The following is a 17,478-nucleotide window of genomic DNA, read 5'->3' as shown; positions in this document are numbered from 1 at the left end:
AAACTCGCTTTTCTTTACTTAACTGTCAATCTCGTCTGAGAACAATCTACCTCGAAGTGTAGCTTTCTCCTGAACTAGTTGTTGTTTTCTTGTCTGCAAGCCTTGAAGTATCTGCGATAAATTTTGTAGTTCACCCTCCCAATCTGCACGACTTTGAGCAAACATCTTTTCCTTCTCTTCAACTACACTAGAAACTTTGATAAGCTGTTTCTGTATTTCTTTAACGTCCTGTATCTTTTGCGTAGTCAGTAGAGCTTGAACTTTGAAATCCTTTATTATACGCATTAAAATATGCCTAGGAAGCTTTACTAGCTTGCCGTATAGATCGCGTAGCTTCTCTTGATTATCAGAAGAATTAGAGTTATCATAAGCTCGGATACTCTCTAACATGTTAGAAATCAGATTTTGATTTTCCGACTTCTTAACCTTCTTATCTATCCATCTATCGATGCGTTTCATTGCTAAAGAACATAGATCGTGACGACCCACAGTGATATTGATTCCGACGATCTCCTGAAGAGATTGCTTCTCTCTCATCATTTGTGCGCTTTTAATAAAGTTCTCATCTCCTAACAATGTTCCGTAAGCTAATGGAGATAATTGCTTTTCTAAATCTAAGTAAGAGGAAAGAAGTCTTTTTGCCTTCTTATACTCTTCAGAAGAAATCTCATCTCCAGAATCTATTTTTAGCTTGAGAAGCTGAAGTTCTCCTAGAGCATCTTGAGCCATAGAACTTCCTTTTCCATAGATAGTGGAGGAAGAAAACTCTAAGAATGGGGAGATATAACTCACGCCTAAGAAATCTAATGCTCTCTTACGCACCTCCAATTCTTGCTCACCAACTACAGATCTTTGAGACATGAAACGAGGTCGAGGCGAGCCTGCACCCTCACCAGGTAGCGAAGCTGCCCTACCAAGCTGAAAGCGAGAAAGCTGTTCTCTACGTGTTTGATCTAACCTTACATCGTTATTTCCTAAACACGAAGATACCTCTAACGCATCTTGGAGATCTTGAAGATTTCCCCTCTCAGCAGCTTCTTTAACCAAGTTATCAAAATGTTGTTTAGCTTCTCGCACATCATTAGGATTGGTATTTGAGTCATAGATTTTAAACATTAACTGATTAAGAACATCAATCTTACTGTTGATTTCCTGAGGATCCGTTTGTACAGCAGGCGCTTGTGATAGCGCTTGGCTAAGCATATCTACCATTGCCTGGCTCTCAACAAGATTTTTCTCTAAAACAGGGAATTGTGTTCTAGCCTCATCAAATTGCTTTTGCAACTGATTACGATAAGTAGATTGCTGCTCATAACGTGTCATCTCAACACCATAACGGAGACGATAATCTACTATCTTATTCTCCTCTTCCTCTATGCGAGAAATCTCCACGACGATCTCATCTAGACGATGCTGACGTGCAGCTATAGAAGCCTCTCTAGCAGGATCTGAAGGTTTCGTAACTACTCTATCTATTGCAGGGGCCTGTTCTTGTTGAGAGGAAGGGACCGACTGCGTCTCTTCAGCAGACTTCTTACGATCTATAACACTTTGAAGATCAGTAGTTCCAAAACGCTTCTTAATACTTTTATCTAAAGATTTTGATGAATTTTTAAGTTCTTTGATCGATTTTTTGAAATCATCTTTCTTATCAATCGGAGAACCGTCTAAATCTTTAATAATCCCTCTAGCCCAGGCACATTCATAACCTTCCAACTGCAAGATATCTTGAATCTGAGAAAGACGCTGAACATCTGGATTATCAAATTCTGAAGCCAGAATTTTCGTTGAGGGAAGCATATCTTTTGCCAGAGATGCTACACGCACGTCGAAAGTCTTTTTCTCAATTACATGATTAAAGAACATGGGAATGATCTGCAAAACAAGAGCAACAGCACTGATACCCACAGGCAACCACACCATCTGGAGCGACAGTAGGGACAAGCTGACAATAAGAAGAATCAAACCTGAAACGAACATGACAATAGACTGTCCCATGTTCCACTTACTGGCGACTTTTTGTACCTGCTTTAAGAAACTATCCAAATCTTTATTGCGTGTTTCCCAAAAACTCTTACCAACTCTCTGAGCGTCGCTAACCGTCTGTGTAGTACTTTCTGCAGCCTCTCCTTGCTCCGTAACTGATGTATTGGCAATACCTTCACTACGCGCTGATAATAATTTTTCTAAATCTCCTAATTTAGTGGAATTAGGACTATGCATCACTGAAAATAGACGGTTAGAAGCACGAACCACCTCTTCAACAGCAATGTTATCAGGATCATTTAAAGACTGCTCTAAATCCCCCATCCCTCCAAGAAGAGCTTGTATCTGAGTAATACTGTCATCAAGCAAGGTGGTGATACTTTCCTGAGGTCCAGAATGTTTTCCTTTAATTACAGCTGAGAGTTCCTCTGCTTTTTTCTTAGAAGCAGCTTTTAAAGACGACTCTTTACTAGTAATTGCCTGAAAGAGCATGGATTTCCCTGAGGTCCCCTCAGTTTGAATTCTTTGTGCTGCAGCTTGAACAATAGGAATTACGCCGTCTAGTTCGCTAATTAGAACTTTAAGCTCTTCGGACCATGCGGTGATCTCTTCTTTAGTAGGAAGGTTTTGAGAACCTCCAAGAGCACCGTAGGTAGTATCTAAAAATCTACGACACCCATCTATGAAACCTGCAACGTCAGAAGCTTGATGATGCGTTTTCGATAATTTATCAATTTCAGACTCTATCGTAGAATAACTTTCAGAAAAGTCATTCATTAAAACTCGAGTCATCTTCTGAGATTTAAAGTTACTGTACTTCTCGCTCCATTGTTCGACTTTTTGTCGTGCTTTTTCTAAATCTTGTTTAATCTCATGCTTTTCTTTGAGAATCTCTTCTACTGATTTCGCAGATACAGATCCCCAACTATCTCTATTTACCAGGTCTAATAACTGATCTATAGAACTTAAAATTCTAATACGTTGATTATCGGGATGTCTCTGGATCGCCTTCTCCATATCCATGCGGACAAACTTTCCAAGCTGGATACATTTATAGATCTTATCAAATAAAGGACTCAGATTCCCTAAGCCTGCAAGATAACCAATAAACTCTCTTTGCACCTTATTCAATAAATCCGAAGGATTCGCGCGCTTATCACCCAAGGATTTACGCATCTTCCCGAACTCTATTTTTATAGATTCTTCAAGATCCGTTTTTATTCTATTCACATTTGCCAAATTCCCAGATTGATGTTCTGTGACTACGGCTTCAAGCTGAGTAAGGATATTTCTCACCATAGCCTGGCGAGGTTTATCTATTCCCTCATGAATATTGAGCTTATTTGCACCTGCTATAATTTTTTTATGTAGATCAGGAACTGTGGGGTCCGCAGCTAAAGTACAGACATCGGTTTTCCAAGCTTCAAAATGCACCACCCAATCGGCAAACTGTACTTTATTGATGTGGGTTTGTAGCTTTGTGAACATATCTAAGGTAACATCGACGGTTTGTCTCTCCTGAGATAAATATAACCGTGTTGCTGGGGAGATATCATGTAGCCAAGAGGAAAACGTTTTACTATGTAAGTACGTACGCTCATATTGATCGATAGATTGGCGGATCTCTAAACCAACTCTATTCCCAAATCCACAAATGCTCATTAAAGACTTAGCAAGATCTATGAAATCCATTCCTGGAAGTAACGAGGGTAAATCTACCCCAGTTTCTTGTAGGGCAGAGTTAGAAAGGCCCCGTAAAGCTGCGTAGGCAGAGTTATTTTTTAATAATTCTACTTTAGCATTCAATACATCTGTAAGGCGTTTTTGCCACGCCGCATTATTAACATTATCCACACCTAGAAGTGCTTCACATTGATAACGTGAGTTTATTTCCCCGGATAAACCTAAACTCTGATCTAAAGAGGCTCCCCCATCAAAGGAATTTTGATGCATATCAGGACGTAGCTGAGCAAGGAGCTTTTCTTTTAACGAACCCCCTTTAGGAAGCTCAACATGATACTTAGATAGAGTAGAGCTTTTGAGATCTGGATGTTTGCTAAATAAATGTCTACGATAGACTTGTAGAGAACGATATTTTAATCTTATTTCCTCGCAACGAGATCTTAGCTTATTGGTGACAGCCGCACTAATTAAAGATACTCCTAAAGTAATCACGATAGGAATCCACATAGATACGTTGAAAACCATAGCTACAGGAATGACAAAGAGAATCGCCATCCCAATCACCGCCAAAATCACAAGAGCAATCTTATACAAACGCATCTTCTTCAGATCCGTCTGCTCCATAGAGGAGATCTCTCCCTCTACAGCATCTAAAAGAGCTTGTTGAGTGGTTAACGAAGCACGAAGCCCCGTAGCCTCCGGGCTCAATGGAGATGCTGGGGAAGTCGGAGAAAAAGACGGCCCCTGGGGGGTTTGATTAGTATCTCCGTTGGCTAGGAAAATAGACACAGACTACCTCGAGATATAACAATATTAAAATATGTTTAATTATTAGATAAACATTATAACCTTATAAGAATTTATATTAAATCATATAAGAGGGGAACAGAGAGGTTATTTACTTAATAATGAAAGTTAAGAACTTAACAAAAAGATAAAAAAGCGAGATTCTAGCTAGGATAAAGGATTTTTAACAAATCACTTTCGGTCAAAATAGAGATCTCAAGTTCCTGGGCTTTTTTAAATTTAGACCCGGGGTCCTCCCCGACAACAAGATAATCGGTGCTTTTAGAGACCGAGGAGCTTACCTTACCTCCACACTTGCGAATAGAGGCCTCGGCTTCGGATCTTGTCATTTTTTCAAGAGTGCCGGTAATAACAAAAGTTTTCCCTAAACATGATGAATTTTCTTTTTGATATGGTAAGACGTTTACCCCTAGAGAAAGCATCTTTTGAATCTCTTCAATATTGTCTTGTTGACTAAAGTAGGCAACTATAGACTCGGCAACCTTATCCCCGATTCCTTCAATAGCCTTTAGCTCATCTAAAGGGGCCCCCATCACTGCTTCTAAAGTAAAAAAATGCTGAGCGAGAGCCGTGGCCCCTCCTATACCCACATAAGGGATCCCTAAGGCCGTAATGAAGCGATCTAAAGGAGCCTCCTTTGCCTTCTCTATGCTCTTAAGAACATTCTTCACAGATTTATCTTTGAATCCGGGCACTTGAAGGAGATCTTCTTCAGTAATTTGGAAAATATCACAACATCTATGAATTATTCCGAGATCAAAGAGCTTTGTGATTACCTTTTCCCCGAGATGATCAATATCTAGAGCCCCTCTACCAACAAAAAAACGAATTTTCTCTATAGCTCCTGCAGAACATGAAGGATTAACACAACGGACAGAAACCTTATCAGATTCACGAGTCACCTTTCCATGACATACCGGGCAATATTCTGGCATTATCCAGGGTTGCGTACCCTCGGGGCGTTTTTCTAAGCATACACCAACAACTTTGGGAATGATTTCTCCACCTTTTTCTACATATACAGTATCGCCTATACGAATATCTTTCCGTTCGATTTCTTCTTCATTATACAAAGAAGCACGTGAAACTCTTGATCCCGATAAAAATACCGGTCGCAGCTTAGCTACGGGAGTTAAAACTCCCGTTCTACCCACTTGAATTAAGATATCTTCTAAAATTGTCTCAGCCCGCTCGGGAGCATATTTATAAGCCAATGCCCAGCGATAATGTTTCGCTGTCATTCCTAAGACTTTCTGAGATTCGATATTGTCTACTTTAATCACAACACCGTCAATTTCCATAGGAAGCTGATCACGAAGAACTTCTACTTCATCAAGAGCTTTCACTACTTCATCTATACTTTTACACTGTCGTGGCTGTCCAAATACAGGAAATCCCCACGCTTCACACAGTCTAAGGTTATCATAATGCGATTCCGTGCTCTCATCGGACAAGGATCCGTAAACAGAGATTTCTAGATTTCTTTGTGCCGCTTCTTTAGCAGATAAAAGCTTTAACGTGCCTCCAGCAGCATTTCTAGGATTAGCAAACTCTGGCTTTTCAGCATGTCTTTGCGCGGCGTTTATTTGCTCAAAAACTGCTCGTGTGAAGAATACCTCGCCACGAACTTCAAGAAATTCTGGAGCTTCTTTTGGTAGGCGAAGAGGAAGAGAACGTATTGTACGAATATTTGCCGTAATGTCTTCTCCCCTACGACCATTTCCACGACTTAAGGCTTGAACAAGAACTCCCTGCTCATAACGGATAGCTACGGCAATACCATCAATTTTCAGCTCAAGAGTGTATACGGGAGTATGCCCTAGGGTTTTCTCTACACGGGAAAAGAAATCATTAAGCTCCTCTAGAGTATAGGCATTAGCAATAGAGAGCATAGGATGAGAATGCGTAATGACAGGAAAACTCCCCGAAGCTCTATCTCCAAGACGCATAGATGGAGACCATAATACCTTCCATTCGGGATGCAAAGCTTCTATAGCAAGAAGCTTTTGCATTTTCATGTCATAATCATAATCTGAGATTGTGGAATTATGAAGAACATAATAGCGATAATCATCTTCTTCGATATCTTTACACAGAGATAAATACTGTTCCCTGGAATACGTACTTTGCATGCAGTGTTTACTTAACTCCTTTTGCGCAGCGGAAACCATAAGTACTATTTACCGCACCAGGATTATTACGATGACGATGAGCACAACGAAGATCGTCTTTTAAGCTTTTCCAGCATCCTCCTCTTAATACCCGATAAACACCTTGAGCAGGACCTTGAGGAACATGAGATTCTTGAGCAGAGATTTCATAGAAATCATAGCCATACCAATCTTCACACCACTCATATACATTTCCTGCCATATCATACAATCCATAAGGATTGGCAGGATAGCTCATCACCGCCGTTGTGTCCGAACTAAAAAAGTTTGCCTGACTTTTATCTATTTCTTCACCACAAGGATAACGCAACTGAGTCACCCCTCCACAAGCAGCGATTTCCCATTCAGCCTCTGTAGGAAGTCGTTTCCCTACCCAAGAGGCATAACCCGAAGCTCCGTACCATGTAACACCAACGACAGGATGTTTAGCATAACCAGGTTCTATAACAAGCTTACCGGAACGACGTTGTATTCGTGAATCCTTAAGACGAATAAGCTCGTTATAGTACTTATCTTGTTCGCTCCCCGAACATTCTAAGTAACGGACAAACTGCTCATTCGTGACAGGATGAATATCTAAGAAAAAGCTCTGTAAAAAAATCTCATGTACAGGATGTTCATCACGTTGTCCTTCGCGACTTCCCCGTGTAAATTCCCCGCCTTCAATAAACACCATTTCTGTAAATAAAGGTTGTGGCTTTACTTCTTCTTTTTCTTCTTCTACGTAACGGCTAACAACCGGTTCCCGTATCAATAATGACTGTAGAGCATTAGAATAACTTTCATCTTCCCTGATAATCTCTTCTGTAGAATCTACGGAAGTATTCATAGCTTCGTCTATGGATTTTGCTTCTACAAGAACAAATTCCAAATGATCAGAAACTTCTTCAATTATTTGATTCTCACCTTCCTGTAAAATATTCGCTACACTCGGAATTTGAGGTTCTTCTTGTATCTCCCTTAAATCTTCTTCTCTACATTGTGTCTTGGCAGTAAGGAACTGCTCTCCCAACGTCTTTTTCACAAGTAAAGGAGCCAACTTCTTAGGTCTTGTTTCTATCCTGTAACTTAAACAAGACTGAATTAATCGATCCCAATCATAAATATACTCGGGGAAAGCTTCGGAAGATAAAGGAAATACTCCCTGGGGAAGCTGTCGGAATAAAAGAAAATAAACAATCACTCCAAACGCATAGATATCTTCGGCAATGGTACCCGAAGTGTTTTCTGGAGCTTGAAACAAAAGTACCTGCTTCAACTTATCAAAAGAAGATTTCTCAGAAGAAACCGTCAAAAGGTGCTGAGTATATTGATCCTTAAGTAAAAACGAGAATCCTAACTCTGGAAGAAATACTTTTGGTGATTGTCCTGAAAGATCTATATGTACAGAATCTAAACTTAAACTACCATGAACTAACCCATTCGAGTGAGCGTAGTCTAAAATTTCAGAAAGCTGACTTGCAAGATCTTGAACCTCGAGTTCTGATAATCCTTGAGGACAACTAGAAAGATATTGCGCCAAAGAAAGCGTGGGAACTTCTTTTTCTTCGGTTACTAAAAAATACTTACCATCTGCTTGCGAAACATTTTCTATAGAGATTATCCCGGGATGCCTTATTGTTGCCAATTTAATAATAGCTTCATGAAAAGCATTCATAAATGCTTCGGATGAGGAAAGCTCAGAATGAAGCAATTTTAAGATATACCGTTTTTTTATAAAACGATGCTCGGCAAGAATATCTTGGCACCACAAACCCTTTCGCAAATAACAGAGAATCTTATAGTCACCTAAAAACTCAACTCCTATATCTTGCTCGCCTTCCATGGGGCAAACTCCTTGCCTTTTTGAGATTTTCTATCTTCAGCTTATATTGAGCTAACTATAGTAAGGGAAAGGGATGTTTGCAATATACAAGAATAACAAAAAAGGACTCAGGGAAGATTCTCCTAAAGTCCTTCTTTGTTTAAAGAATAAATGAAATGCTATCCGATTTCTTATTTACAATTCTCTCTTAACCACAGTTAGTTGCGTTATAATATCGTTATAACTAGAAAAAGACTATAGCCTAATCGTTGATAACGGATTGACTAGTATGTGCAGGTTCTTCTGTAATAAGATTTCTTGCCAGAGGTTCTTTAGTTATTTTCCCAACACCACATAAACGAAGAATCATTATCACAACCCAAGATAAAAAGAGGATACCCAAGACAATTGCACATCCACCTGCCAATGCTGAAGTTGGACAACATAAATTCAAAGTTGTAACTCCAAGAACTAAAATAGCGATAGCAAATATAGCTCCAACAAAAGTAACAATAGCTCTGCTAACATCCACACATTTACGCTCTGCTCGAAAAGCAGGGATTTTTTCTACAGATAGATCACAGCGTCCTAAACCACCAAAAACATCTTTTACATTCTCAATAAAAGGCATCAAAACCCCTCTATTTGCATAAGTATCTAGAGACAGCTTATAGATTATATAAACAGAATTCAAATATTCAATCAGAGATTCCTCTCTGCTTGAAAATTACCAAAAAGAAATAATCTTGCAGCAGATCATCCTACTGCAAGACTTTTATTATTTAGATGCTCTACATCAAAATAAATTTACGTTTCTTCTTTCATAAAAGATTGCCTATATCGAGAAACATCGAACATAAGTGCTACCAAATTTATGAAAGATAAGGATCTTCTTTATGATAATAAAAGATCCCCTAGAGCCTATTCGCAGGAAATAATTTTCATTAAGAATAAGCTACACACAGGAAATGATTAATGTTACAGCAGAAAAAACTCCAATCGATAAGATTAAAGTGATTTTGAAGGAACATAAATCTCACCTGCATCATAAAGAGACATGACTTTGTCGAAACAACGAACTTCGCCATTCATTAAGTCGATTTTGTGTTTACTTAGAAACACATAAAAATCTCTTATGATTTCTTATCAAACATACGTCTTAAGACAATAGCAGCCCAAGAAACACCAAGTAAAGACAAGGCAATAGTAAGCAAACCGCAGTATAGAGATGTTCCACCAGCAGCGCAGCAAATACAACCGACTATAATCGATGCAATTGCCATAATAGCTACTAAAGCACAAAGCACAACTCTAGTTATACTTGCACATAGATGCTCTTTTTTCTTAAACGCAGGAATAGCGTCTTTAGAAAAGTCTACTCTTCCTAATCCACCGCAAACTTCTTTTACATTTCCCATGCAGTTCATAATTATCTCCTATTTTTTTTAATTTCAGAAGAACGATATAGGATGTTGAGTTTTAAGTACATAAAAACAGAAATCTCCTAAATCCCTTACATAATTGAAAACAACCTGAGAGGGCATTTTTAAAAGATAATCACAAAGAAGAAATTGCTTATTAACTAGATATATTGAACCCACACGTATCTAAAAAGGGGTTTCTTATATTTATATATATCAAGAACAACCTACAAATGGGAATTTCCTCATAAAAAAAACCGCTCTTATAACCTTAAAGATTACAGAACGGTTATCAAAAAATTGAGTTGTTTATCTAAAGAACCTCAAATAAGAGATTCACTATCTAAGGATTTTATTAGACGTGTTGGATACTTCCGGCTGGAGGGGCTTTTCTAGCTTGAAAACTAGCAAACACACCATAACACCAGTAACATGCCAACATTAACATAACTAATCCTAGAGCTATAGCGGCGCCACCAGCTAATGACATGGCCATAAAGGACGCTGCCGTGCATGTGCCAATACCACAAATCAAAGCACCAAAGCCAAGAAGCAAGGTCACAAGCGTCATAATAACGCGAGTAATATTCACAGATAATTTCTGTTTAACAAGATGCTTTGAGCTAAAACCATTAAAACCCAAGCCATCGCGTATGTCCGACATAATTTGTTTACAAGACATAAAACACCTAAAACATTGATTAATAAAATTCTTGGGAAACATCTTAAGCTGGGCCGATAAATATGCACCAACAAAAAATTTAATTAGATATTTCAGAAGAATGAACACTTCCGGAAGGAGATGAGGAAGTCGGCCCTTGGTTTCTTTTACGCTTCGCGGCTTCAAGCATATGCTGCAAATCATTTGCGAAATCATTCCAACGCATTGCATGACTTCTCCAGCTTCTCTCAAGTTTTAGCTCGCCCTGTCTCAAAAGTGCTGATGTAACAGCAAAGGTTAACAAGGCTACACCTATAGCAAATGCCGTAGGCACTAGCCATACACTACAGCTGACAACTAAAAGTCCGGTAGCAAGAGAAACGGCTAAAGCAAAACACGCGGTTCCTAAAATAACGGCCACAAACTCAATAATGAGCCTAGATGTAGAGACAACCCGCACCTTATTCATCTCTAATGTAAGATTATCACACCTAGTGCGGATTTCCTGGGGAGACATTCGAACAAAAGTTACCGTCTTCTCTATATTAGCACTCATAGAACACGCGATTCGTAAATAAAAGATAACTAAGTATATAGAAAATTAATATTAATCTCAATAAATCAAAATATTAGTATTAAGGTGCTATTAAAAACATTTTTTTACGGATCTCATGGTATAGAGTGAAGGATTTTTCATCCTCATATCTCACTCCCTTATCCTCGAGACTTTTTTGCGCTATCAAAAAATATTTTTGAGCTTTTTCATAATCATGACGGTCACAAAGAACCTTAGATAATTTTAAATGGAGGGCGATATCATCGGTAGACTCTTTAGCACACTGCTCTAAAAGAGCGACTCCTTCCGCTGTTTTCCCGAGGTGAAGCAATACAGAAGCAAGTCTACGGCGAGATTCGCAACATTTCGGAGAGCGCTGTATAGCTTTCTTTAACGCCTCTTGATAGGAAACCACCTCATCATAGGTAGATCCTGGGTGAGTAAATAATAGTTTTAAGGTTGCCTTATCGATATTCCCCTGCAAATAATCATAAGCTACTGATCCGATGGATTGCGCTTGAGAAGAATTTTTAAGCAGAATTTCTCCCGCCTTCCTCTGTCCCTTTAGGATTTTCACAACACCCAAAAGTTCTTGAAGTTCATCGTCATCTATATATTCTTTGGCTTTTTCATATGCGAGATCAGCTTCATGATACTGTTGCTTTTGCAAAGCAAAAGACCCTTGGTTGATAAATGTTAACCCTATGAGCTCTTTCGCGGAGCGTACCTTTAATTCATCAATGTTCAAACAATCGCAATATTGCTCCGTAGGAAGATGCCTCCCTCCAGCCGTAGTTTCAATATTAATTTTCCCCCCATCATATCTCAAATAGATGTGGCCTGGAGGCGTAACAGATTCCAAAGGAAGGTCTAAGCGTTGAGACAGGGAAAAATACAAAGAAGATACGCCCAAGCAGACTCCAAATTTTCTATCTGCAACCGAAGACAGAAAAGAAAATTCATCGGAAAACATTTCATTTTTAGATGGATAGCGAATCCCTTCTTCATAAAAAAGAATCGTATTCAAAGCTTCTATTGTTGCTCTATGATAAGCCTCTGATCCTAAAGCACAATGTTCCTTATCCAAATACTTTTGACGTTCAATATAGGCACGTAATGCCAGAATATCTAGATAACGGGTATAATGCTCTGCCTTGCGTATACCCTCTTCTCCAGGAAATTCAGCAAGTACTAAAGCTCGTGCAAGATCTTTTTCAGGAAGACTATGACCATCAAAGTTACATAAAAAGACGACTCCCGGAAGAGAAAGTTTTTTCATAACTGAAATATCTTCAGGTGAGAAAACATAATCAGGATTTTTAGATAATAAAATGCAATTAGATAGAGTAGACAACTCATCAGTCGTTAACTGAGGGAAAAAATTTGCAAGCTTCTGTCTACTTTGATGATCGCCATGTGTTATAAAATATGCACATAAACTCTCCAAACAATAAGGATCAAGATTCCAAAAGTCCTCATGTTTATTTTTTGAAATAGCTATACTTTCACAAAATATCTTCTCTCCAAATCCTTCTATACCAACAACAAGTACAAGAAAAGCACAAAGCAACCTTGGCATCATAAATATTCTTTCCCAGGTATCTTTAATCCGATATTCAAACTGACATAATAACTATACCAGAGTCTTTCTGATATTTTGATTCTTTATTTGTTAAATGCCTAACTTAACAATAGATCGTGAAAAGAAATAATTAGATTATTCCTATCCCATAATCTTCTGAAAGAACGCCTATCTTTTCAATGGCAAATACAAATACCACAAGCTTTCCTTCTCAGGAAAGCAGACTCAATCCCCTTGACTTTTAATTATTTTTATGATCGGTTAACGCTATCTCAATTCACCCAGAGCATGAAAATATGAAACATCCAGTTTACTGGTTCTTAATATCTTCGGGGTTAATCGCCTCGACCTCCTTGAGCTTTGCAGCTCCAAAGGAAGAAACTCTGAATTCCTCTAATAGTTATAATGGGAATGATGGATCTAACACCACATTTAATCCTAAAGAAAGTTCAGAAACAAATGGAATGCAATATACTTGTAATGGGAACGTTTGTATTGCTTATGCTGACACAAACAGTAAAAGTTGCTTTTCTCAAACTAATGGAGATCTTTTTTTTCTAGGAAATGGTTACTCTCTTTGTTTTGATAATATTACCTCTACAAATAAACCAGGAGCTATTGAAGTAAGCACGGATGATAAACAATTATCCATATCTGGATTTTCTGTGTTTTCATGTTCTTATTGCCCTCCAGGAACAACTGGGCAAGGAGCTATTCAATCCAAAGGGCTAACTAATTTCAAAGATAATGCGAAAATTATTTTTGATAGAAATTGCTCAACAGAAGAAGGTGGAGCAGTTAAGTGCGGTACAGGAAGTAATGCTGAGCTGAAATTTGAAGGAAATCAGAATCTTATTTTCTCAGGAAATTCTTCTCAGAAAAAAGGTGGGGCTATCTTTGCAAAAAAGTTAACAATTTCTTCTGAGGGACCTACATTATTTTCTGCTAACTCTGTTTCTAAAGATAGTGATCCAAAAGGTGGAGCCATCTGTATAGATACAAGTGGTGAATGTAATCTTACCGCTAATCGTGGGGATATTGTATTCGATGGCAATAAAGTAATAACAACTAGTGGAACAAAAAAAACAATCAGAAATGCTATAGATATAAGTACTAGCGGTAAATTCACACAACTAAGAGCTAAAGACGGATTTGCTATCTTTTTCTATGATCCAGTTACAGGAACAGGAGCAACTGATGAATTAAAGCTTAATGATGCAGCAGGTTCTGAAGTATATAATGGAAAAATTATTTTTTCCGGAGAGAAGTTATCCCTAGAAGAAAAAGTTGAATCTGAAAACTTTAAATCCACATTTAAACAAGCTTTAAAATTAGAATCAGGCTCTCTTGTTCTTAAAAATGGAGTAATTCTAGAAGCAAAATCTTTCACACAGACAGCCGGCTCCGTGGTTATGGATTTAGGCACTACCCTAGAAACATCAAGCACTGGTGGAGAAAACATTTCACTATCTAATCTCTCCGTAAATATTGCCTCACTGGGGGGGGGGTAGTCGGACTTATGTCCTCAATTTCATGACTTATTATTCGCATAAAATATACACTTTAACTATTTGATTTCAGGGCATGATAAGGAAGGTTTCTTTATTAAGTCAAATAATATGACTGACTTATAAATGCGGGCAGCACAAAGACAAGGTCTCCACCATAGGAGGAAACCTTTTTTTGAAAAGATTATTTAGAAGTGATCTTTCCTTGTTTTAAAGAAAGATTTTATTTTTTGTTTCTCATTTTTTTAGATACTTTTTCAGGTTGTTCAATGAGGTGAGATTGGTAATTAGTTATAGTCTCGCTGATAGTGTAGAGTCGGTATTCATCGAGGAAAGCGTTGTATTCTTCAACAAAGGCATCATGTTCATTGATGAAGTTACTATAATGTTGGGATAACAGGTACAACTTAATATCCACATCTCTATGCAAATTAACGGCAGCATTACGTGTGAGTAGAATTAATATACACAAACAAAGGACGTTGATCAGTGCTGTAGATATTCCACCGATAATAATAAATTTAGGCGGTGTAGAAAAAATAGTGGTTCCTGCTACACACGCTGCCAATGCTAAACATGTTGACAGTACGATTAAAGCAAGGATTATTCTTGATTTTAGAGTCTTATAAATTCCCGTTGGGGGGGGGGGGTTCCTCTTCAACAGCCACTATCGAATCTAAAACCTCTGCAAAAACCGCTTCTATCACCAACCTCAATCTAGTTGATTCTGATGGCAACGGCTACGAATATCCTATCTTTTCTACAACTAAATCTTTCGCCTCTTCTGTAACTCTTAAAGCTCCTTCTGGTGCCAAGGCTACACCTCCATCAGCATCCAATTCTCCCATAATTCCAGGAACACATTACGGATATCAAGGTGATTGGACTATTGATTGGAAACAAGGAACGGCAGGCGCACACGAACAATTAGCTACTCTAAATTGGAAACAAACCGGTTATCTCCCCAATCCGGAGCGTCAAGGACCCTTAGTTCCTAATACTCTTTGGGGATCTTTCTCGGATGTACGCGCTATCCAAAATCTTATGGATGTTAGTGTCAATGGTGCTGATTACCAACGCGGTTTCTGGGTTTCAGGATTGGCTAACTTCTTACACAAAAGTGGAACGGAAACGAAACATAAGTTCCGTCACAACAGTGTGGGGTATCTCTTAGGAGCCTTTGCTCAAACGCCTTCAGAAGATATCTTCAGCGCTGCTTTCTGTCAGTTGTTTGGAAAAGATAAAGACTATCTTGTATCTAAAAACAGCTCCAACATCTACGCAGGTTCTATCTATTATCAACACACTTCCTTCTGGAGTGCTTGGGATAGACTGCTACAAAACACTATCGGTGCGCAAGCTCCTTTAGTCCTTAATGCACAACTCACCTACAGTCATACTTCAAATGATATGAAGACCAATATGACTAAAAAATACGCTCCACAAAATGTCGTCTACCCAGAGATCAAGGGTGATTGGGGGAACGATTGCTTCGGAGTGGAACTCGGTGCTGTTGTGCCTATCGAGTCTCAATACTCTTCCTTATTTGATATGTACTCACCTTTCTTGAAGTTCCAGCTTGTTCATGCTCACCAAGAGGACTTTAAAGAAAATAGCAGTTCTGAAGGAAGATACTTTGAGAGCAGTAACCTCACAAACATTGCTATGCCTATCGGTGTAAAGTTTGAGAGGTTCTCTGCAAATGATAGTGCTTCTTACAACCTAACTCTGGCCTACTCACCAGACATTGCAAGAAGCAATCCTGATTGTGCAACGTCTCTGCTAGTTAGCCCAACTACAGCCGTTTGGTTAACTAAAGCAACAAACTTAGCTAGACAAGCTTTCATTGTAAGAGCTGGAAATTACTTATCTTTCAGCCCCAACTTTGAAGTCTTCAGTCAGTTCGGTTTCGAGCTCAGAGGCTCTTCCAGAACCTACAACATAGACCTCGGATCTAAAATCCAGTTCTAACTCACCTCCACCTCCCCTGCCCCTCACCGGGGCAGGGCCTATCGCCTTACCTCTTCAACCACCTTGACTTTTAATTATTTTTGTGATCGTTTTAGCCTATCTCAAATCACCCAGAGAACATAATATGAAACACCCAGTCTACTGGTTCTTAATATCTTCGGGGTTGATGGCCTCGACCTCATTGAGCTTTGCTCAAGGAGAAAGTCAAACTTTGACCCCTGCAGATAGTTATAATGGAAATGGAACTTTCACGCCGAAAACCTCAAGTAATTCAACAAGCACAACCTACACCTGTGAAGGCAATGTATGTATTGCTAATGCGGGAAATTCCTCAGCTCTAACAAGCAGCTGCTTTACACAGAGCGCTGGCGATCTTCTATTCATAGGAAACGGCTACTCCCTATGTTTCGAAAGCATCAACACCACGACTAAGCCAGCTGCTATTGACGCAAGTGGATCAAACAAAAAATTATCTATTAATAATTTTTCATTATTTTCATGTTCCTTCTGCCCTCCCGGATCTAGCGGAAAAGGGGCTATTAAAGTTGTAGGAAATTCAACCTTTAGTAGTAATTCTGACATACTATTCAATCAAAACTGTTCAACGGATAGTGGCGGGGCAATTAACTGTGGAGAAGAATTGATATTCGAAGGAAATAGAAAACTGATTTTCTCTGATAACTCATCTTCAACTAGTGGCGGGGCTATTTACACAAAAAAGCTCAAACTAACTTCTGGAGGTCTTACTCTATTTTCTAATAACTCCGTTTCTAAAGATAGTGATCCAAAGGGTGGAGCCATTTGTTTTAATGACTCAGGTAGCGAATGTAGCTTAACTGCTGATCTCGGCAATATTATTTTTAATGGAAATAAAATAATCACTACAAATAATAGTAATGCTTCAATAAAAAGAAATTCCATTAACTTAGGGACCGGAGGCAAATTTACGAAGTTAAATGCCAAAGATGGATTTGGTATTTTCTTCTATGACCCTATTGCTGATACCGGTGATACAACAACAGAAATAGAAATCAACAAAGCTGATGGAACCACGACCTACTCGGGTAAGATTGTTTTCTCCGGAGAAAAGCTATCTATAGAAGAAAAAGCTGTAGCTGAAAATCTTCAATCTTCATTTAAACAACCTTTAAAAATAGGATCTGGTTCGTTAGTTCTTAAAGATGGTGTTACAGTCACAGCCAATAAGATTTCTCAAACAACAGGTTCCACTATTGTCATGGATAAAGGGACATCCCTAAAAGCATCTACTGAAACTATAGACATAACCAATCTCGTCATCAATACCGCCTCATTGGGGGGGGGGGGGG

9 protein-coding genes and 3 pseudogenes are annotated in these 17,478 nt (G+C 38.7%); 3 read left to right on the top strand and 9 right to left on the bottom strand.

The genetic code is table 11. The features are described 5' to 3' along the window. Window positions 1–18: 18 nt before the first annotated feature. The 8 genes from O6937_RS02690 to O6937_RS02655 all read right to left on the bottom strand — a co-directional run bounded on the left by O6937_RS02690 (window position 19) and on the right by O6937_RS02655 (window position 12,671). Window positions 19–4,458, bottom strand: a complete 4,440-nt coding sequence (locus O6937_RS02690; RefSeq protein ID WP_332390137.1) for a hypothetical protein — start codon at window positions 4,456–4,458, stop codon at window positions 19–21. 161 nt (window positions 4,459–4,619) lie between these two features. Next, a complete protein-coding gene (gene ligA / locus O6937_RS02685) occupies window positions 4,620–6,608 on the bottom strand; it encodes an NAD-dependent DNA ligase LigA (RefSeq protein WP_332390136.1) in 1,989 nt (662 codons plus the stop codon). Between the two features lie 7 nt (window positions 6,609–6,615). Further along, entirely contained in the window at window positions 6,616–8,472 is a 1,857-nt protein-coding gene (locus O6937_RS02680) for an SUMF1/EgtB/PvdO family nonheme iron enzyme (protein WP_332390135.1), read from the bottom strand. Between the two features lie 241 nt (window positions 8,473–8,713). Beyond that, entirely contained in the window at window positions 8,714–9,082 is a 369-nt protein-coding gene (locus O6937_RS02675; protein WP_332390134.1) for a hypothetical protein, read from the bottom strand. A gap of 502 nt (window positions 9,083–9,584) precedes the next feature. Continuing rightward, window positions 9,585–9,878 (bottom strand): hypothetical protein, encoded by a 294-nt coding sequence (locus O6937_RS02670; RefSeq protein ID WP_332390133.1) that lies wholly within the window; start codon window positions 9,876–9,878, stop codon window positions 9,585–9,587. Between the two features lie 349 nt (window positions 9,879–10,227). Further along, entirely contained in the window at window positions 10,228–10,554 is a 327-nt protein-coding gene (locus O6937_RS02665; RefSeq protein WP_332390132.1) for a hypothetical protein, read from the bottom strand. A gap of 79 nt (window positions 10,555–10,633) precedes the next feature. Next, window positions 10,634–11,089, bottom strand: coding sequence for a hypothetical protein (locus O6937_RS02660; RefSeq protein WP_332390131.1), 456 nt, complete (start codon window positions 11,087–11,089; stop codon window positions 10,634–10,636). A 79-nt stretch (window positions 11,090–11,168) separates the two neighbouring features. Then, on the bottom strand, window positions 11,169–12,671 hold the full coding sequence (locus tag O6937_RS02655) for a transglutaminase family protein (RefSeq protein ID WP_332390130.1): 1,503 nt from the start codon (window positions 12,669–12,671) through the stop codon (window positions 11,169–11,171). A gap of 296 nt (window positions 12,672–12,967) precedes the next feature. On the opposite strand from O6937_RS02655, the pseudogene O6937_RS02650 reads away from it, so the two are divergent. After that, window positions 12,968–14,179: pseudogene (locus tag O6937_RS02650) on the top strand (Pmp family polymorphic membrane protein autotransporter adhesin); the annotation flags it as partial. Between the two features lie 223 nt (window positions 14,180–14,402). Here the strand turns inward: O6937_RS02650 and O6937_RS02645 are convergent. Continuing rightward, window positions 14,403–14,747: a hypothetical protein gene (locus O6937_RS02645; RefSeq protein ID WP_332390129.1), complete on the bottom strand. Its 345-nt coding sequence runs from the start codon at window positions 14,745–14,747 to the stop codon at window positions 14,403–14,405. Window positions 14,748–14,824: 77 nt separating this feature from the next. Here O6937_RS02645 and O6937_RS02640 point away from each other — a divergent pair. After that, a pseudogene (locus tag O6937_RS02640) lies at window positions 14,825–16,150 on the top strand (autotransporter domain-containing protein); the annotation flags it as partial. Window positions 16,151–16,274: 124 nt separating this feature from the next. After that, window positions 16,275–17,478 (top strand): annotated as a pseudogene (locus O6937_RS02635) (hypothetical protein); the annotation flags it as partial.

Origin of the sequence: Chlamydia sp. 04-14 (assembly GCF_036632095.1) — a bacterium.
Lineage (GTDB): Bacteria > Chlamydiota > Chlamydiia > Chlamydiales > Chlamydiaceae > Chlamydia.
This window is presented reverse-complemented; position numbering and strand designations above follow the sequence as displayed.